This is a genomic window from Bradyrhizobium sp. HKCCYLS3070 (assembly GCF_051167575.1).
Classification (GTDB): Bacteria; Pseudomonadota; Alphaproteobacteria; order Rhizobiales; family Xanthobacteraceae; genus Bradyrhizobium.
In genome coordinates this window covers 132,247-151,684 of the sequence record NZ_JBNPTI010000008.1, presented here as the reverse complement: position 1 = coordinate 151,684, position 19,438 = coordinate 132,247, and the positions used below count along the sequence as shown (strand labels likewise).

At 59.6% G+C, this 19,438-nt stretch carries 15 protein-coding genes; 6 read left to right on the top strand and 9 right to left on the bottom strand.

Going from position 1 to position 19,438, the window contains the following annotated elements:
* Genes ACQR03_RS23620 through ACQR03_RS23610 form a run of 3 tightly spaced genes read right to left on the bottom strand, consistent with a single transcriptional unit; the run spans position 1 to position 2,478 of the window.
* On the bottom strand, positions 1–360 hold the full coding sequence (locus ACQR03_RS23620) for a Rieske (2Fe-2S) protein (RefSeq protein WP_315715574.1): 360 nt from the start codon (positions 358–360) through the stop codon (positions 1–3).
* Positions 344–1,297: a VOC family protein gene (locus tag ACQR03_RS23615; protein ID WP_315715573.1), complete on the bottom strand. Its 954-nt coding sequence runs from the start codon at positions 1,295–1,297 to the stop codon at positions 344–346. Before ACQR03_RS23615 ends, ACQR03_RS23620 begins: the two co-directional genes overlap by 17 nt.
* Positions 1,298–1,320: 23 nt before the next feature.
* A complete protein-coding gene (locus ACQR03_RS23610; protein ID WP_315715572.1) occupies positions 1,321–2,478 on the bottom strand; it encodes an alpha/beta hydrolase family protein in 1,158 nt (385 codons plus the stop codon).
* A 145-nt stretch (positions 2,479–2,623) separates the two neighbouring features.
* Here ACQR03_RS23610 and ACQR03_RS23605 point away from each other — a divergent pair, with 145 nt between their 5' ends.
* The gene (locus ACQR03_RS23605) at positions 2,624–3,532 is read left to right on the top strand and encodes a LysR family transcriptional regulator (RefSeq protein ID WP_315715571.1); all 909 of its coding nucleotides are present in this window, start codon (positions 2,624–2,626) and stop codon (positions 3,530–3,532) included.
* Between the two features lie 89 nt (positions 3,533–3,621).
* On the opposite strand, the gene ACQR03_RS23600 is transcribed toward ACQR03_RS23605, so the two are convergent.
* The gene (locus ACQR03_RS23600; protein WP_315715570.1) at positions 3,622–4,605 is read right to left on the bottom strand and encodes a SphA family protein; all 984 of its coding nucleotides are present in this window, start codon (positions 4,603–4,605) and stop codon (positions 3,622–3,624) included.
* Positions 4,606–5,793: 1,188 nt separating this feature from the next.
* Between ACQR03_RS23600 and ACQR03_RS23595 the strand changes: the two genes are divergently transcribed.
* A complete protein-coding gene (locus tag ACQR03_RS23595) occupies positions 5,794–6,528 on the top strand; it encodes a LuxR family transcriptional regulator (RefSeq protein ID WP_315715569.1) in 735 nt (244 codons plus the stop codon).
* Positions 6,529–6,606: 78 nt separating this feature from the next.
* Positions 6,607–7,377 carry an acyl-homoserine-lactone synthase gene (locus ACQR03_RS23590; RefSeq protein ID WP_434841935.1) on the top strand — a complete coding sequence of 257 codons (771 nt, stop codon included), beginning with the start codon at positions 6,607–6,609 and terminating at the stop codon, positions 7,375–7,377.
* A gap of 546 nt (positions 7,378–7,923) precedes the next feature.
* On the opposite strand, the gene ACQR03_RS23585 is transcribed toward ACQR03_RS23590, so the two are convergent.
* Genes ACQR03_RS23585 through hemA form a run of 5 tightly spaced genes read right to left on the bottom strand, consistent with a single transcriptional unit; the run spans position 7,924 to position 15,715 of the window.
* Positions 7,924–8,883: a DMT family transporter gene (locus tag ACQR03_RS23585; protein WP_315752036.1), complete on the bottom strand. Its 960-nt coding sequence runs from the start codon at positions 8,881–8,883 to the stop codon at positions 7,924–7,926.
* 18 nt (positions 8,884–8,901) lie between these two features.
* Positions 8,902–11,310 carry a penicillin acylase family protein gene (locus ACQR03_RS23580; RefSeq protein ID WP_315752037.1) on the bottom strand — a complete coding sequence of 803 codons (2,409 nt, stop codon included), beginning with the start codon at positions 11,308–11,310 and terminating at the stop codon, positions 8,902–8,904.
* Positions 11,310–12,815 carry a hypothetical protein gene (locus tag ACQR03_RS23575; protein WP_315752038.1) on the bottom strand — a complete coding sequence of 502 codons (1,506 nt, stop codon included), beginning with the start codon at positions 12,813–12,815 and terminating at the stop codon, positions 11,310–11,312. The genes ACQR03_RS23580 and ACQR03_RS23575 overlap by 1 nt, the downstream gene beginning before the upstream one ends.
* Complete coding sequence (locus ACQR03_RS23570) at positions 12,812–14,350, bottom strand: B12-binding domain-containing radical SAM protein (RefSeq protein WP_315752039.1); 1,539 nt, start codon at positions 14,348–14,350, stop codon at positions 12,812–12,814. Before ACQR03_RS23570 ends, ACQR03_RS23575 begins: the two co-directional genes overlap by 4 nt.
* Positions 14,351–14,407: 57 nt before the next feature.
* The gene (gene hemA / locus ACQR03_RS23565) at positions 14,408–15,715 is read right to left on the bottom strand and encodes a 5-aminolevulinate synthase (RefSeq protein ID WP_434841969.1); all 1,308 of its coding nucleotides are present in this window, start codon (positions 15,713–15,715) and stop codon (positions 14,408–14,410) included.
* A 517-nt stretch (positions 15,716–16,232) separates the two neighbouring features.
* Here hemA and ACQR03_RS23560 point away from each other — a divergent pair.
* From ACQR03_RS23560 to ACQR03_RS23550, 3 genes are read left to right on the top strand one after another with little or no spacing between them, the layout of a single operon-like run.
* Complete coding sequence (locus ACQR03_RS23560) at positions 16,233–17,042, top strand: HalD/BesD family halogenase (RefSeq protein WP_315752040.1); 810 nt, start codon at positions 16,233–16,235, stop codon at positions 17,040–17,042.
* On the top strand, positions 17,039–17,947 hold the full coding sequence (locus tag ACQR03_RS23555) for a DMT family transporter (RefSeq protein WP_315752041.1): 909 nt from the start codon (positions 17,039–17,041) through the stop codon (positions 17,945–17,947). Before ACQR03_RS23560 ends, ACQR03_RS23555 begins: the two co-directional genes overlap by 4 nt.
* Positions 17,944–19,395 (top strand): amidase, encoded by a 1,452-nt coding sequence (locus ACQR03_RS23550; protein ID WP_315752042.1) that lies wholly within the window; start codon positions 17,944–17,946, stop codon positions 19,393–19,395. Before ACQR03_RS23555 ends, ACQR03_RS23550 begins: the two co-directional genes overlap by 4 nt.
* Positions 19,396–19,438 lie beyond the last annotated feature (43 nt).

The following is a 19,438-nucleotide window of genomic DNA, read 5'->3' as shown; positions in this document are numbered from 1 at the left end:
TTATGACTTTACGAACAACTCGCCGTCGATGACGACGAGCTCGAGACGGCTCAACCGCTCGCCGCGGCACGGCCCCTGCACGCACAGCCCGGTGTCGGGCATGAACTCGGCGCCGTGCGCGTGACAGACGATACGCGTGCCGTCGGCGTTGAGATACGCATCCCTGCGCCAGGCCATCGGCGCACCGCCGATATGCGGACAGGCGTTGCGCCAGCCATGCAGCTGTCCGTGCCGGCGCACGACGAACAGGCTGTCCTGCCCCTCATCATCGGGATCGAAGCCGCGCGACTGCGCCTCGCCGATCTCATCGGCGCGGCACAGCCGGATCCATCGCGCCTCGGCCTCACGCGTAGTCGCCATTCTCGGGGATTCCGGGGCCGGGGTACCATTTCTTGCGCATCTTCATCAGGAAGGTCTGCGAATTGTCGGCGGATGCCGTCGCCTCGCGCGGCTGCCAGCTCGCATCGTGCTGGTCCATGTCGGCATCCATCTCGATGTGGCAGCCGAACGGGCTATTGAAGTACCAGAACCAGTTCGAGCCCAGGATGTGACGGCCGGGGCCCCAGAACGCCTGATAGCCCTTCTCGACGAAGCGATAGCCGTTGGTGATCATTTCCGAAGGACCACCGAAATGGAACGTGAAGTGCTCCACGCCGTGCATGTGCGGCGGCGCGCCGATCAGGAAATGGGTGTGATGGTCGAGCGAGCCGCCCGGCTGCAGGAACGGCCCGGTGCCGGTGAAGCGATCGGTGCAGCGGAAGCCGAGCCGGTTGACGTAGAACGCCTCGGCCTTCACCACGTCGGGCACGAAATAGACCACATGCGACAGCGAGCGCGGACGGATCACGCTGCCCGGCGGCGGCACGCCGAGGCTGTTGATCGGCCGGAACACCACGCCGCCCGGCGCATTCGAGATCTCGCTGGCCAGCAGGAACGGCCGCCGTGCCGTCAGTTGAAAGCCAATCACGAAGTCGGAATCGTCGGTCGACTCGATCGAGCCATCGGGCAGCCGCCGGACCTCGCGGTCGCGCCGCAGCTCGGCGGTGATCGCCCCCAGCGTCGCCTCGTCGGCGACGCCCATCACCGTCTTGCGCAGACGGCAGCCCGGCACGGGCGCCGGCGGCAGAGCCGGATCATCCTGCCGTGCGATCACCACGGCGGTGCCGTCGATCGCCTCGAAGCGGCCGCCGCGATCGGAGACGTCGACGGGCGTCAGCCCGTAATCGACCAGGAAGCGCGCCGCGCCTCTCACGTCGTCGACACCGAATATCAGGCTCTCCAGACCGACAATTTTCATAACTTTCCTCTCCACCTGCTGCTTCAGGCGATGTGTCCGTTCAATGTCTCTGCGACCCAGTCCGCGATGTAGTGGCCGGCATTGATGCTGTTGTCGAAGCTCGCATGCTGGGCGCCGCCTTCACGCGCGGTGAAGACCTTCAGCTCGCGCTTGGGCGAATTCACCAGTTGCTCATAGGTCCGCTCGGCCCAATGCAGCGGAATCTGCGAGTCCTTTTCGCCATGCGTCACCAGGAACGGCACCTTGATGCGGTCGAGAATGCCGTCGAGGTGAACCTGCTCGGCAATCCGCATGAAGTCGTCCTGATCTCTCGCACCCCACACCCAGCGCACATGCGCCCAGTAATGCGGGACCGGGAAATCACCTTCCTTCTGCAGGCGCCTCTTCTGCACGTCGCGCCAATCGTGATTGGCACCCCAGGCGACGCCGCAGGCAAAGCGCGGCTCGAAAGCCACCGCGCGCGGACAGTAGTAGCCACCGAGCGAGACGCCCTCGAGACCGATCCGCTTCGGGTCGACGTCGCTGCGGGTCTCCAGCCAGTCGACGACCCGGGACGCCCAGTGCTCGCTGTCATGGCGCGCGGTGAGACCCTGCAGCCGGAGCGCCTCGCCCGATCCGGGCTGGTCGATCACGAGCGACGACACGCCCCGTCGGGCGAGCCAGGCGGGCAAGCCGACGCGGTATTTCATCTCCTTGGTCGAATCCAGGCCGTTGACCTGCACCAGCAGCGGCGCCGGCCCGTCGCGCCCTTCCGCGCGGACCATGAGACCGGCAATGTGGGAGCCTTCATAGGGAATCTCGACGCGCTCGCAGTTCTCCCGCGCCAGTGCAATGCCCTTGGCGAACACGTCGAGACATCTGCGGTACAGCGCCAGCCGCCCCGGCGCCTCGTGCGCCTGCAGACGCTCGCAGGTGATCAGATAGCTCGCTGCGCGGCCATATTTCTCGCCGGCCGACAGCAGCCGCCCTTTCGCCTCGTCCTCGGACGCGAGCGCACAGAGCTTGTCTGCCATCCGCGCCCAGGTCTCGCGGAAGGCCTGGGTACCGTTGGCATCGGGCTGCCGGGCCGCCTCCTGCAGCGGCGCGCACATCTCTTCGATCTCGCCGATCCGCGCGCCCATCTCGATCGCGAGATCGACCGAGAGATTCCAGACATAGTTGGTCGGAAAATACTTGAACATGAATGCACTCGCGACGCGCGGCCCGGCCACGCGTCTTCCTCGACGTTCTTCCCGAGGTCTGGCATAGCCCCGTTTGACCATTTCGAAAAATTGATTAACAAGATTGATCGCATTGATCTCTTGAATACCTCGAGCGAGGCCGCCCATGCGCTTCAACAACAAGTTCGACCTCAATCTCCTGGTCGCGCTCGACCATCTGCTGCACCTGCGCAGCGTCAGCGGCGCCGCCGCGCGCATGAACATGACGCAGTCCGCGATGAGCAATGCCTTGCTGCGTCTGCGAACCTATTTCGATGACGAACTGCTGGTGAAGATCGGCCGCAAAATGGAGCTGACGCCGCGAGCGGAGACGCTGAAGGACTCGATCAGGGACCTTCTGGTGCGGGTCGACTGGGCCATCGCCTCGTCTGCCGAGTTCGATCCCGCGCAGTCCGACCGCTGCTTCAAGATCCTGGCGTCGGACTACACGCTGGTGACGCTGATCCCGCGGCTGCTGGCGCGCAGCGAGGCCCTTGCGCCCGGTATCCGCTTCGACTTCCTGCAGCAGGTGCAGCGGCCAGAGCGCGCGCTCGAGCGCGGCGACGTCGACCTGCTGATCATCCCGGAGGAATTCAGCTCCAAGCTGCACCCGTCCGAGGTGATCTTCGAGGACGACTTCTGCGTCATCGCGTGGAGCAAGGGAAAGTATGGCAAGGGCAAGCTGTCACGGCAGGATTTCGCCAAGTCGTCCCACGTCGTGATGCGGCCGGCGATCGCGGCACAATCGCTCGAAACCTATTATCTGGAGCAGCGCAACACGAGCCGCAGCGAGGACGTTTCGGTCTACGCGTTCACCGCCATTCCGCATCTCGTTGCCGGGACGAACCGCCTTGCCACCGTGCACCGGCGGCTCGCCATCGCCGCCCAGCGCAGCCTTCCCATCCGCATCATCGAGCTGCCGATCGCGCTGCCGGCGCTGCGGCAGCGCGTGCAATGGCATCGCTACCGCTCCAACGATGCCGGCCTGCTGTGGCTGCGCACTCTGATCCGCGAGGTCGTCGCCGAGCTGCCCTGACCACCGTCGACCGGCACTGGCGATGGCGAACGGCCGGCGCGAGACGCCGGCCGCCTTCGTTGAGGAGCGATCAATCCAGCTTGCGCGAGTCAGCGCTTGATCGGTCCGGCTCCGGGCGGCGGCGCGGGCACCCAGATCGGGAATGCCAGATTGGCCCAGACCGTATCGCCGCGGCTGCCGTTCTCGACGTAGAATGTATGCTGGTAGTTTACGTTGATCTGGAAGGGGCCCGCATTATAGGTCAGCGACGGGCCTGCATTGATCGAGCGCAACCGGTTGCCGTCCTGCACCCCGGCGAAATTGAATGCCTTGACGCCGTTGATCTTGTCGTCCTGATACTGATGCGTATAGCCACCGACGACGCCGAGCTTCCAGGCGCCGATATTATAGCCCGCGTTGAAGTCGACCACCAGCGCATCACCGCTGCGGTACTGCTGGGTCAGCTGCGTGAAGGCGTTGACCGAATCGGTATTGGTGCCGTTGAGCAGCAGACGTGGCGAGACGGCGAATTCGAAGCCCTTCGGATCGGCATAGCGATAGGCGAGGACGGGCGAGATGGTGGTGTAGTTCGTGCCGACGTTGAGGGGCTGCCGCGCCGAATAGGTGCCGGTGTTGGGCATGATGTCCAGGCCGACCGTGAAGGTCTGCACGGGCGACAGCGCCCAGCTCAGAATGATCGGCGAGAAGGTCAGATTGGCAAGGCCGTTGGCCTGGAACGATCCGCCGGGATTGGTGCTTTCGAGATGGACGAAGGGCACCACGAGCTGCGAATAGACATGGGCGCCGAAAAAGTCGCCGGGATAACTGGCGAGAAACCGCATCGTCTCCGACACGGCGGAGAGCTTGAAGTCGATCGGCAGCTTTTTGCCCTGCCCGTCATACAGGCCGTTGGCGCTGGTGTAGCTGGTCTGGCTGATCGCAAACAGGCCCGGGATCGGCGGAAACGACGCAATGAACACGCCGGGCGAGCCCGCCGGATAGTTGGTGGCCGCGTTCTCGGCGGCCCACGCACCCTGGATCATCCCGGCCAACATCAACGCTGCGGAAGCGGACCGCTGCAGTCCTCTTGTCATGAATCCCCCCTTGGTGGCGCGTTTTCTACGAAACGAGCTTGCCCCCGACCGACCTCATGGCGACGCGCCCGCGCCCGACCGATCGCGTCATTGATGAGCGATCCCAGATCATTCGTAAAATTGATCGTTTTGATCCGAACTATTCACAGTCTCGATGTGCCGGCCTCACGGGCGTCGATTGATGTCGCGCTCCTTGGTTCGAGCAGAGTGAGCAACCACGGGCACGTCACCGACGACATAATCGATCTCACCCACCGTGTTGAAGATTGCCCGTACGAGGCCTGCAGTTCAGGCCTTGGATCAAACACAACCATAGATTGTTGGCGGCAGACGCATAGGGCACGAACCTAGGACCCGCTGATTAAGAGGCGTATGACTTGCCAGTAACTTCCATGGTCATTCCACCAATGACGATTTCATGACGTCGGGCCACGCTGCTGGATGAGAGGCCGCATGGCGGATTCAAAATCAGTTTGATGATGCAACGATATCAAAGCCATTTTGGCAAATCGTCGAGACGAACTGCCGCAATATCAATTGGTTGTTTGCCTTCTCAATGAACGCGTCGTATCCGGACGCGCGGCGCGATCGGTTCAGCAGGCCGGCTGTTCGCGTTGATGGCGAAAAAACGCAGCGCTTGCAGACCGCTTTTCAAGTGCTGGCTGGGTCAGTCTTCTCATCGTCAATCAATACGTGTATTCGCTGACACTCTCGTCTCCTACCCAGGACGTCGGGGCCGCCGGCTTCTGGCCGTTCATTATCGTTCGGTCGCGTCTGATGGCAGCGAGAGCCGCCCAGCAGAGGAATCGGTGAATGGGTTTCGCCACAGCTTTCTTGATGTCTGCGGCCGATTACCAGAGCCGTACGGCAGACATTCGACGCACCGCTCCGACCAGATTGCCATTCAATCTGCAAAAAACCATTCCAAGGAAACCAGAACGGTTGCATTCCTATACCGTCACTGCTAATCATCCGCAGAGGTTGTAGGGCATGTCGAAGAAGCGACTCTCCATTTTTTTTGTGCACGACCGCGCGGGCGAGACGAGGAATTTCTGAACGGAACGTCCGGAGGAGGTGCGCTGGTTGAATGTGTGGCGACTCGCGAACTTCTAAGGTGACTGTCCGGATGAGAGATATCCGTCAGCTATAGGCAGTATCCTGACTACTTTGCGTTCGAGACAGAAGGCAATGTTTGAGATCCCTCAGGCCTATGGCGAAGCTATCGCTGATGCTACTAGCATCGACAGCCTACTCGAGCTGCTTCTAGCCTCCACTGAGCGCTTCGGAGTGACCGGCGTCTTTATCGCTGACCTGCCGAGCCGAATGGAAATCCTCGAGCCTCATATCCAGCTACGTGGCTGGAATGATGCCTGGATCAGATATTATAATGAGAGAAATTATGTCCATATAGACCCGATTGCCCAACTGCTTCGGGAAAGAGCGACGCCGTACGTCTGGAGCGAGGAGTGTGCGGTTCAGCCGCTCACCGCAAAACAACGAAAGCTCATGGACGAAGCAAGGGACGCAGGACTGATTGACGGCTTCACGGTCCCGATCCACGGTCCGCAAATGCGCACAACCTGCGTATCGTTTGCGACGGGCGCCAAGCCGCTGCAGCGAAGCGATCGGCACAATCTTCATTTCATGGCGTTACTCAGTCATCAGCGTGTCGACCAAATGATACACGCGAAAAGACCTGCAACGGCGAAAGAGGAGCGAGCGTGCGTGCTCGCGCCGCGCGAACTGGAATGCCTACATTGGGCGATGCACGGCCTGAAATCCAAGGAAATCGCCTTTGAGGCTCGTCTTTCCAAGCGAACCGTCGATCAATATCTTCGCAACGCGATGTCGAAGCTTCGCGCCGGCAGCCGAACAGAGGCCGTCCGCATCGCGATATTGAATGGTTCGCTAAAGCCGGTATGAAGTAAATACTGTACTAGAACGGCATCGCCAATACTTCTGCAAAATGATCGGTTGGTCTCCCTACCCGAGGAGACCATGATGATATTTGCGTTCTACGAGGATTCAAAACTGGCGACCCCCAGCCTTATGGATGAAATCTACGATCTTAGATATAGGATCTTCGTGGAAGCGCTTGCGTGGTCAAGCCTTGTCAAGCCGGACCGGCGCGATCGGGACCAGTTTGATGGTGATGATGCGCTGCATGTAGTTGATATCCACGACGGACGGGTGATGGCGTACTCGCGGCTTCTTCCGACGACCAGGCCGCATCTCCTGTCGCACGTGTATCCGGAGCTGGTGCGGGGGCGATCATATCCGAAGGCGCCGGACATCTTCGAATGGACCCGTCTTTGCGCCAGGTCCGAGATCGGAGACGGTGACGTTCTAGCCTCGCGTCGACTGATGGTCGCCATAGCAGAGATATGTCAGTACCTCGGCATCACGGGTCTTATCGCGCAATCCAAGCCGGGTTGGGTACGGCGGCTGAACCGGCTTGGATGGAATGCGCAACCACTCGCCGATCCCGTGGTCTTTGATGGGCGACCGACCCTTGCGTTGGAGGCGAGAGTCTCTGACCGTACGGTATCTACATCGCGCAAATGCTTGGGAATCGACACTGACATCTTAGACCAACCATCCCTCCGAGACCTCGCCGCTTCCAAAGCAAGACGTCACATCTGCGCAGGAGCGCTGCGCAGGACCGGGGTACTTCAAGCGCAACGCGAGATTGTACCCGAGCCGTTAGATCTATGCTCCTTGCAGGTGGACGGCGCCAACCGCACCTACAGCGCGGCGATGCCGGTGACCTAACCAGACCTGTCATTCCGGGCCCAAGTTGCCTCCTGGCTGTTGGCTACAGCGAGCCGCCCGCAAGCACCTGCAGGCGGCAAGCCCCGTCCAAGGACGAGAGCTCGGCAGTTCGAGTGCCGATCAGCAGTTTGCGGTCCGCCGCGCCAAGAGCGTGCCGAGCCAGGACCGTGCCGAGCCAGCGTTCGCTGAGAGCTGTGCGATCGACGATCGTCACCGCGGAATGACTGGGTGCGTTTGCCGATACTTCGCTCTCGGGCGGCAGGAAGCGCGCGGGCTGACTGCGATTGTCGCACCGGACGGCAAGCCGGGCGCGATCGTCTCGGACAAAGTACCGAGCTCACCCGCAGCGTCATGATGAACCGGATGCAGAGATCCGCGACGAGTTCTTGAACGAAACGCTGTTCTTCGACCTTGCGGTTCGGCTCGCTGACAACAACAACCTGCAACCGCATTCATCCAGCACAGCAATTCGCCCAGCCGCTATTGCGGAACGCACATCAAGAGCCGCATTGCTAACCGGCGACCCACCTCGCGGGATACGACCTCTCACGCCGACTTTCGACAGAAGTATACCCCCGTGAGAACCAATCCAACTGCAGCGAAAATGCTCATCGAAAGCTGCTCTCCCAGAAAGATCACGGCTATCAAGAGTGATACGATCGGCTGTCCGAACTGCAGAGGCGCAATCGCCGAGACGCCTCCCTTGTCCAAAGCCCAGAACCATGCGGCGAATCCGATCAAGGTGCAAAAGACCGCAAGAAAGAACAGGGCCCCTCCTCCTACGACCGTCACCCCGGAGATCGCCTCCAAGACAGAGGGCAACAGCGGCGTCACAAGAGCAGCACCGAAGATGATCGACCATGCCGTCGCTCCGAACAGGCCAATTCGCGCAGATGCGCGAGCGCCTGCCACATATCCAATGCTGACCGTAATGGTGCCGATGAGAACGATGACGTCGCCCACCATTGTTCCACTGCCGAAGACATCGCCGTTCGAACGAGCGCCGATCAGAAACGTCTCACCACACAATGCCATCGCACTTCCGATCAGCCAAAGAGTGCGGGGAAATGTCCGGGACAGCACATGCTGGATGATGGATGTAAACACCGGAGCGCAAGCCAAGATGAGAGCCGCGTGCGAAGTCGACGTTCGCGAGAAGCCCAGACCCTGCAGAAAGAACGAACCACCGAACCCGATCATACCGTTGATCGCGACGGCAATCCAACCTCCCCTATCGGTCGGAAGCGGCGGCCGAAGCAGGAGAACCATTGGTAGGAGGAAGACCGCGGCCAGGAGAAGTCTGGACGGCCCGATCAACGATGAGGGCATGTCATGGGCGACCAGTACCGTCGCGGCCGGAGTCGTTCCCCAAAACATGACTGCGATCAGCCCCGAAACATAGGGACTTGATCGACTGGACCCTGAGTCAACCGGCGGCAACGGCGCGCCCGAGGAATCGGCTTCCGTATCACCCGATTTGACCAAAGATGCTTCCTCGACCGCCATGTGACTGCCCTGTCAGCCCTACGGAATAAATCTCATGAGAGTCGCGCCTTCACGCTGCAAGGCCAACTCATCGCCAGCCAGCGTGATCGACTCGCCTTCGTTCCAAAGCGGCGTCAGGTTTCCGTAAAAGCGCGAGAAGATATGGCCAGATTGGCCGGTCGCGGTCATGAAGCGGGACCGATCCGGATCGCCGAGATCATATAGGGCTCTAAATGTCGGAACGTGTTTCCGCTCGAACGGGCGATCATGGTGCGGCTGCAGAGCACCTCCGCTGTTGAGCGTATACAGGTCCCCGCCACTTCCGACGCCAAGCTCGCTCAATGACCTGAAGATCGGTATCCGCGAGTAGAAGACGTGCGAAAGCGTCGAGATGTGCTCGTCTCCCCACCGCCATTTCGTCAGGTCAGACCCGCGGCGCCTCGAGAGCATCGCCATAGCTTCTTCGAGAGCCCGCGTCAGACATGCACGACATTCCAGATCCGTCTCTTCGCCCGAAGCGCACCATTTGGGATGCTCCAGGATAAGCTTCCTGAGGAGCGAAGCCGCACATGGCCCGACATACTCAAGCTTCACCTTCGCCTTGTCATCGATCAGCATTCGTCGGAGCGCCTGCATCCACCCGTTGAAAATGAGCGGTTCTGCCCAGTCCTTGTGCATCGTGCCGTCCCACTTCGAGAGCAGCGCGAGGGCTTGCCGTCCCAGTGGACTGGACGGGGTTGCTCGAAGCAAAATCGGCAGAAGATCCTGAGCGGCGAGAGATAGAATGTCGGCCTGCATTTCGGCAGATGTTTCCAGCGAGTGCAATCTGATGTTGTCGAAAAACTGCTGGACTCTTTGTGTCCGATACGGCTCTTCCCAATCGCATCCCATAAAGACATCGTGCCCACACCAGGCCGGTCGACCATTCGCATTATGGATATAGCCACAGGCCGGATTGAACGAGTGCGGCATCTGGTCGAACGGAACGTAGCCTGACCAGTCTGCATCACCTGTTGATCCCGCCGCGGGATGCAGGCCATATTCCGACTTGCGCACTGGGACCCGCCCGAGACTCATGACTCCGATATTGCCGGCGACGTCGGCGTAGAACATGTTCTGCGCAGGCGTTTCGTACAGCCGCAGACTATCCTTGAATTCCTCCCAATTCCGCGCCCGATTGAGCTTCAGAAACGCCTCGGCAGTGCGGTCACAATCTCCGAGCCCGCTGAAGGATAGCGCGATGACGCCATCGCTGCCCGCCAGCGCGGCAAGACGCGGGACAGCATCGGATAGCACCGGGCCATGCCGCGACTTGCGGATGGCGAATTTGACGTCGGGCCGACCTCGGACTCGAATCGTCTCTTCATGCCTGTCAAATGCGTGAGAGCCAGCCTGCGCAAGATATTTGGTCGGATCCGACGGATCCAGAGTTTCCACGAACAGATCCTGAACGTCGGACATCGCCGCCGTGGTTCCCCAGGCGATGCTCTCGTTCTGTCCAAGCAGGATCATCGGTACGCCTGGTACTCCGGCTCCCTTCACCCATCCTCCGGGGGTGACGATCCGGCATAAAAACCAGAGCACCGGCGACGACACGTCAAGATGCGGATCGTTCGCGAGGAGCGGATGGCCGCTCGTGGTACGCTCGCCGGCGACGACCCAAGCATTTGAAGCGCCATTGGCCAATCCGAGCAACGCTCCCATCTTGTCTGAAAAGTCGGATTGTCCGCGCGAGCCACCAGACCCACCCGATACCAATGGTCCGGTCTTGCCCCGCATGGGATCCGGATAAAACGGGCCGGCATCGACCGTTCCGATTCTGCTGGTCAACTCGGCTCGATTCAGCTCGGCGAGATAGTTCCGGCTCATTTGCCAAGCCATGAGCTTGCCCCACACGACTGAATCAATGGGAGACCATGGCTCCGGCCGGATTCTCAACCAGACCATCTCAAACGGCAGTTTGCTTCGGTGGGTCGACAAGAATGCATTGACGCCGTCCGCATAGGCCGAAAGCGTGGATTGAGTTTCCGGCGCAAGCGCGGCAAAGCTGGTCTTGGCCAGTTGGTAGAGACCTAGAACACGAATGATTTTGTCTGTGTCGACGAAATCCGCCCCGAAGATTTCGGAAAGTCGCCCCTGTCCAGCACGTCGGTGAATTTCCATCTGAAACAGGCGCTCGCTTGCGTGCAGGTAACCCAGGCACCGCGCGGCATCCTGAAAATTCTCCGAGAAGATATGGGGAACGCCATGCTTGTCGTGATAGATCCTGACCTCGTTCTTCAACCCGGCAAGCCTGCGTTCACCCGATCGCCTTGGCATCGCGCGCACGAAGATCGTCGCAACCAGCGCCAGCCCGAAAAGAAAACACGGCCCAACAACGCATAGCGTCCCTGTCACCACCGCGGCCGTGAAAGCAGGCATCGAAAATGAGTTGTTCAGCACGAACATCAGTCCGAGACGGCCGCCAAGCGCCGCGTCGCCTCCGCGTTCTTCTCTGACGGGGCGATATCGAGGCGAAGGCTCGGATCTCCCATCAGCAGGATCGGCTCATCGCCCAGGCACTCCTCGCGGACCAATCGGACTGATTGTCCGATCGCATAGCCAACCTTGAGAAATTCTGAAATGGCCGCTACGGCAGCTCGGCATATCCTGGCGGGCACGATGAGCAAATGATACGGGCCAATCGCGACGACGGTCATTTCTGGTCCACCGGCGAGGCTCCACAAACCTGGGCCGAGCCCACGACCGCACGCGCCTGTCGGCGCCTCGTACGACACAAGACCCACCGGATGGACCGCGATCGCCACTTGTGTTGGTCCAATGAAGTTCAGATACGAGCCGAGCAACGTCGACGAGAGAGCCGGCAGGTCCGCGGCGGTCAGGAGCCCGATAGCGCATCGGCGTTGCGCTGCCGATAAAACCGCCTTCGACAGTGCCCGATCAGCCGGTCCGATAATGGCAGTCACGCTCGATACGGACGGTGGGCAGAGAGAGGGCAGTTCCCCCCAATCGTTCAACTCGACCAGACGCTTGCAGGTCAGGACAGCGTATAATCGCGCCAAGACCAACGCCTCCGAGTCGACAAGAACCGCCACCAGGGTCTTGGACGAAAACCGAGCATTCAGATGCGCGAACCGACTGCCCGCGGTGATGGTCGTGCGATCCGGGCAGGCAGGGCGAGTGGGAGATGCTGTTGAAGTTGCCGAAAAGAATTCATCGTCATCTGACCGCACCTCGACTGTCCTCAGATGACGCGTAAACGCCTCATCGCGCGGCAGGTCGATCACCCGGTCGGGACGAGCCAGATACGGCAGATGCCCAGGGATCAGATCCTTTTCGAGAAGGGTCTCGAAAGTCACCCCGAATGCCGACGCGGTGTCACACCGATGAAACACGGTGTCGAACACCCATGTCAGATCGCTCTCGGTCCACGGTTCAAAATGAGCCGCCGCGCGTTCTGAAAGACTCTCCTCCGCCGCTGCATTGACACCAATGTCGTAGCGCATCGGTGTCCAGTCGCAGACAAATCCTGGCTTCTTGAACTTTCCTCCGATGGGAACGCACCCCATCGCCTGATACATCATCAGATTTGCGTCGGACGAATCCGCCCTGATTGACCTGATCCCATTTCGCTTCATGAGCAGAATAATGGCTCCGAACAACAGCCGCAGATGCGCTTTCCGGCGGTATTGCGCCGCGAGGCATAGGTAGCTGACATAGTACTCCTGCCAATCTCGGATGTAGGCAAGACGAACAGCACCTATCAAACGGTTGCCCGCAAGCAAAACGACATTCTTCGAATACCAATCGAAAATGACGTCGTGATAGGATCGCTCCTGAATCCCAAGCTCATCACAGAACACCTCGCCCCGCAGAGACCTAAGCGCGGCAAAATCGTCGGGGCGTCCGAAGCGCAGCTTGATATCATTCGTGACGTCGGCCTCGTCCGTCATGACGGAACCCCTGTCGGAAACACCTTGTCGATGTCGACGGAGCCATATTTCTTGTCCGCTACCGCGTCACCGCCGCAGCTTCCGCGCCGCATATCAACCCATGGAAGTGTTGGAAGTTCGCCCCCGCTTCGCTCTACGTAGCCGTAGTGCTTGTAAGACGTGTAGACGCGAAGAAAGTAGATCCAGAATGACGGAACGTTACAAATGAATTTGAACAGACCTATGCGCCGGATCTGCTCGAGTGGAGGTCTCTGGACCTTGAGCAGCATCTTCCCATAGAGATGGCAGAACTCCTTGATATCGAGCCTTGTGGGGAGCACGGCGTGCTGAAAATCGTAGTACGTCGGGTTCTTGTAAATGAGCGCGTCTTCGTTCTTGGCGTAGTCTGTCGTCCCCGGCATCGGCGTCGCTACAGTGATGTTCGGGATATCGACTTTTCGGCTGCGGATGTAGCTCGTCAAGTTTTCGAACTGTTCTCTTTTGTAGTCGACACCGACGATAAACAGGCCTTCGATCAAGACTTCATGCTTCTTGAGAATCTCGATGGCCCTGTCGTTGTGCGCCACGGAGCTGCCCTTTTCCATGGCACCGAGCTCGGAGTCGGAATAGCTCTCCAGACCCATCCGAAGGCGCTTGAGCCCAACCCGCGACCACAGCGCGACCAAGCTCGGGTCTCTGACAATCGCGTCCGCCCGACTGTAGAACAAGTACTCCTTCTTGATGCCCGCCCGAAGGATCGCTTCACCAATGGCGTGCGCCCGGCGCCCGTCCCCGAAGAAGTGGTCGTCTGTAAATATGACATACGGCTCCTCGATCGTCTTGAGGTACTCGACGATGTATTCCGGACTCCACGTTAGATACTTTCCGAGGTTCGGCCGCCACAAGTTGCAGAACGAGCATCTTGCGGGACATCCCATGGACGTCCTCAGGGCAGCAACCGGCTTCCACCAGAGGTGATAGTATCTGCCCTTATACTTGCCGAGGATGCTTCGGTCCGGGAGGGGGAGGCTGTCGAGATCGAAGGACTTCGGAACGACCGCCTTGCCGTTCGAGAAGAATTTGCCGTTGTCCTGCCAGGCAACGCCTGCCAGATCAGCTACGTTACGCTCGCTTTCCCGGCAGCGCAGGATCAGATCCCGGAAAGAGAGATAAGCCTCTCCCATCATGACGTAGTCAATGTTGGGGTCCGCAAAGTCGGACGGACTTAGGCTAGCATGGTGCCCCCCTACCGCAACGATGATCGAAGGGTCGATCTGCTTGACCAGCGCCGCCTGCATCCGCACGAGGTCGACATGCATCGTCCAAGACGTGAATCCGACGAAGTTTGGACGCAGGCGCCTTATCGTCTCGAGCAGGGCCAACGGGCGGCGATCAAGGCGCTGATCCAGCAGAGAAATGTCCACCTCATCCTTGTCCAGCATGGACGCCAGCACTTCGTACTGGATGGGTTCAACAATATAGATCCGGTCGTCTGCCAGATGAATTGGATGATAGTGCTGCGTTACGAACAGGATCTTGTACTTGGAATGCGTCATGTATCCGCCCTCGCCATGCCTGATGCCGCATCGTCACGACGCGCGGTGCGTCCGCCTTTACTCCGCCGGAACCGACCGCTGATTCGTCATGTCTTTCGGATTGACCGCGTCGTCCGTCATGCCAACGATCGGAGATCGCGCGGCCCGTTCATCGTACGGAAGCTCGAGAGACGCCCAGACATCAGAGAGAGCGGCGACCAGCAGGTCGATGTGCATGTCTCGATGGGCCGGTGTCGGAGTCAGACGAAGCCGCTCCGTGCCCTTGCTCACAGTCGGATAATTTATAGGCTGAACATATATCCTGTGTCGTTCCAACAGCATCTGGCTCGCGGCGGTACATTTCTGCGCGTCGCCTACCACGACCGGGATGATATGCGATTCATTGGCCATGACCGGCAGGCGCGCGGCCTGAAGCGCACGCCGGACCCTGCGCGTCACCGCTTGCTGTTGGTCGCGTTCGGCCTTGGACCGGCGCAGATGCCGTACCGCCGCCGTTGCGCTCGCGGCGACGTGTGGCGGTATCGTCGACGTGAAGATGAACGACGGCGCATAGCTTCGGATTGAATCGACGATCGATGCATTTGCGGCGACATAGCCGCCAAGCGATCCGAACCCTTTGGCGAGCGTACCTTGAATGACGTCGATCCGATCTGCGAGGCCGTCTCGATCGCAAATGCCCCCACCTTGAGGTCCATACAGCCCCACGGCATGAACTTCGTCGATGTAGGTCATGGCACCGTACCGTTCAGCGAGAGCAGCGATCCCGCCGATGGGCGCAATACTGCCGCTCATCGAATAGAGACTTTCAAATACGATGAGTTTTGCGCGATTGCGGGGCTCCGCGGCAAGCAGCTGCTCAAGATGCCTCACGTCGTTATGACGCCAGATCTTCTTCTCGCATCTCGAGCGGCTGATACCCTCAATGATCGAGTTATGGTTGTCCGCGTCTGAAAATATCACGCAGTCCGGCAACAGAGTCCCGATGGTGGAGATTGCTGCGAAGTTCGATACCCAGCCTGACGTGAAGACGAGCGCCGCCTCCTTTCCATGCAGACTGGCCAGCTCCTGCTCCAACTCTACGATTTTTTGGTGCGTGCCGGAGATGTTCCTTGTTCCTCCCGCGCCCGTGCCAAAGCTCCGGGACGCTTCCGTGGACGCTTCGATCACATCCGGATGCAGGCCCATGCAGAGATAGTCATTGGAGCACCAGACGGTGACGGGCTGTGGTGCTCGTGTCTCGCCCGGCGGTCGCCAGAGCGCAGTCGGCGCAGTCTCGGGATTGCGCACCAGAGTGGCAAATGTCCGATATCGCCTTTCCTCACGAAGAGCGTCGATCGCCCGGACAAATATGCCTTCATAATTCATCATCGCTGATTCCACTCTATTGAGCGAACACATCGTCGGTGAAGTCGAGGTGGCTTGAGATAGAGCTCCGAGCGGCGGTGGATGACACGGTGATTAGCAGGCAAGCAGCGCCGCGGCGAACGGCACCGACGATGAACGCCGAACAGGCGGCGTGACGTAGGGAGGATATCCGTCGAAGACGCACTCCTTAACTTTGTGACACGATACTGAACGTCAGGGAGCCGCGTCGAACATTCGCAATATCGCGCCGCATCCTGCTTGGCTCTCGCTCACCGACGCCATCCTTTGTGATTTGTCGCCTTCAACGCGAAGCAGAGCGAGCCCAATGCCCTGTCGTCCATAGCTACCGACGACCACCGCGGGCGGCCATATCCGAAAAATACGGTATCGATACTTCCATGGCCCACAGGCACCGTACAGAACGACGGAGGCAGTCGCGACGCGCGCGATGCATAGCCGCACGTCCTCGGGCGGGGGGATCCGCCCTGGCTCTTTCAGCACCGAACTTGAGGTTGCAATGAATCTGTCAGCAAACTGCACGCCCACAGACACCGAGCTGCGCCTAGTTAGTCACATTGGCGGCCTGTCGCAAGCCGCCATCGATCAGCTGTCACAAACGTTCAGGAGCAATCACGTCGCTGTCATCGATCAGCTTCTTCCGAAGGATATGGTCGAAGCGCTCACCAGCGAAGCCAATATCCTGCTCGACCGGGAGTCGAAGCGGCGAAAGCTGACCATCAAGGAAAGCGGCAACACACCAAGAGCCTACAGCAGCGTCGGGCGTGACGCTATTTGTCAACATGACGGGATTATTCCGGCCATCTTCAATAGCGACGCGGTTCTCTCCTTCCTCCGGAAGCTCGCCGGTGAGAACATTGAACGGGTTCCTTACCGACCCGAGGAGTATATCATCAACAGCCAGTGCGAGCCTGGCGACACCCATGGATGGCATTGGGACGATTATGCCTATGCCCTCATTTTTGTCATTGAGGCTCCAGATCCGCTCCTCGGGGGACGCGTCGAGTACCTCTCGAACGTCGAATGGCAGAAGGGCTCGACTGAGCCATACCTCCGGCGGGTCCTGCAAGACAACGTCGTTCGGTCTCTCTACGTCAACAGCGGACATTGCTATTTTATGAAGGCGAATACGACACTGCATCGTGTGGCGCCCCTGACGGGATCTACCAAGAGAACCGTTGTGGTCCTGACGTTTGCGTCGCCGGAAGACATGGTGTCGGATTCCATAACGCACAACTCGATGGAAGACATCTATCCAGACGATACCAGGTCTGATGACGCAACAGTCGAGACGGCTAACGTCGAATGACGGTCGGCGTCGAAGTTGCCGGGCTTGGAACCGCTGCGTGCCTGGCGATCAGTAGCCTCATTGCCGCTGACGTCAGTCGCACCACAGGTGTTTTCGAGTTCACGAAGACGCGAATGATCTTCGCGTCTTTTTTCATGCTACCGGTGCTGTTCATCGCCGATGTTCCGCTTCGCGTGAGTGTCGCGGACGCGCTGACGCTCGCGGCATCGAGCCTCATTGGAATTGTGGTCGGCGACCTGTCTCTCATTGCCGCCATCAGCAAAATAGGGCCGAAGAAGACCAGCATCATATTCTCGTCCAACGTCGTTATCGGCGCCGTGCTGGAGGCTGCCATCTATCACAAGAGGACCACGATAGAGGCGGGAGTTGGTATTCTTCTTGTACTGACTGGGGCGTTGATTGTCATTGCCTTCAGAGGAGGCGCCGGCGCTCCCCTGAATGGACATCTCAACGCCGAACGTCAGAACACGGGCGTCGCATTGGCGGTTCTTGCAGCCGGATGCCAGGCGATCGGCACGCTGATCTCGACTCCCGTCGTAACGGCGGGAACGTCGCCCATCATGGCGACGACAATACGGTTCTGCGCAGCGTCCCTATTGTTTGTCATCATGGGCCGCACCCGCAGCGACGACATCAGGACAGACGCCAGCTCAGCTACCGTTTACGCCAAGATCGTTGTGAGTGCGCTCGTTGGAATGTGCGGCGGCCTGACGCTTCTTATGCTGGCGATCACGAGCGGAAAAATCGCAATATCGATGACATACGCGTCCTCGACGCCGCTGGTGCTCCTGCTTCTGCTCTGGCTTACGCGGGGTGAGAGACCGAATGCAAGTTCGCTCCTGGGCGCAATCACAGCAGTGGCGGGCACCGCTTTACTCATCTTCGAAGGGGCACACCAGCGATGAACGCCTTGCTCGACTATTCGGCTGTTGACGTCGTGTCCCTGCTTAGACGCGGTGACGTGACTCCGCATGATTGCCTTGATGCGGTGGAACAGCGCGTCGGCGAGGTCAACTCGACCGTCAACGCCCTGCCGACGCTCTGCTTCGATAGGGCGCATGATCGTGCATCAAAATTGATGCAGAAGCCTCGCGACGAGCGCGGCCAACTGTCTGGCCTGCCGCTGGTCATCAAGGACCTTCAGAAAGTGTCCGGGGTTCGATCGACGGCCGGATCTCTCATATATAGCGATCATGTTCCAGCCTTCACTGATGCGGTCGTCCAGCACATCGAAGACGAAGGGGGACTTGTATTTGGAAAGTCCAACGTCCCTGAACTCGGCGTTGGATTCAATTCTCTGAATCCGGTCTTTGACCCGTGTTTGAACCCGTGGAACGTCAAATATTCGCCGGGGGGATCATCTTCCGGTTCGGCTGCTGCTCTGGCGTTGAATATGACGTGGCTTGCTCATGGCTCTGACATGGGGGGATCCTTGCGCATTCCCGCGAGCTTTTGTGGCGTTGTTGGGATGAGGCCGTCGCCGGGGCGGGTCGCGATGGCTAACCGCGCATCCGTTGATCAGACGCTAGCCGTCCAAGGCCCCATGGCGCGAAACGTCGTCGATCTTGCAATGTTCCTTGACGCCATGTCGGGCGAGACCCATAGGGATCTGCTTTCCAAACCACGTCCATTGCGGTCGTTTGCCAGCGCGGCTGAAGTCCAGAAGTTGCCGAAGCGAGTCGCCTTCTCTGCTGATCTGAACATCGGCCCTGTGGACCCCGAAGTCGCTTGCATCGTGCAAAATGCCGCGGCGCGACTTCAGGCCAATGGCGTCGTCGTGGATCAGGCGTCTCCGAATCTAGATGGTGTCCAGCGATGTTTTCGAGTGATGCGTGCTTACGTATTGGCGTGCAGCCTTGGTAGCGTCCTGAGGAAGCAGGGTACGCTGGTGAGATCAACCGATATCAGGGAGAACGTGACCGAGGGGCTGAAGCTGACGATCGACCAGATGCTTGAAGCCGAACAGGCGCGGGTTCGCATCGTGCAGCATGTGGCTGATTTCTTCGAAACATATGATCTCTTGATATGTCCGTCGACAATCGTGCCGGCTCATCCGATCGATCAGCCGACCGTAGTTGAATGTGCAGGCCATGTATTCGATGGCTATTTCGACTGGACAGCGTTGACCTACGTTGCGGCCGTGGCCGGTCTTCCTGCGTTGTCGCTGCCTTGCGGTGTGACGCGGTCGGGTCTTCCAGTAGGACTGCAGGTGATCGGGCCGACAAATGGCGACCACGACGTCATTTCCTGTGCGGCCGCCCTGGAGGACATGCTGTCGTTTCACCAACTCGCTCCTGTTCGTGGAAGGTCGGAGGCAATGGCCTTGTCCGAGAACATCCAGAAGCTGGCGTAGCGGGTCGCAGCGACGAGGACGCCCGCTTCGAGACGAAGGAGAT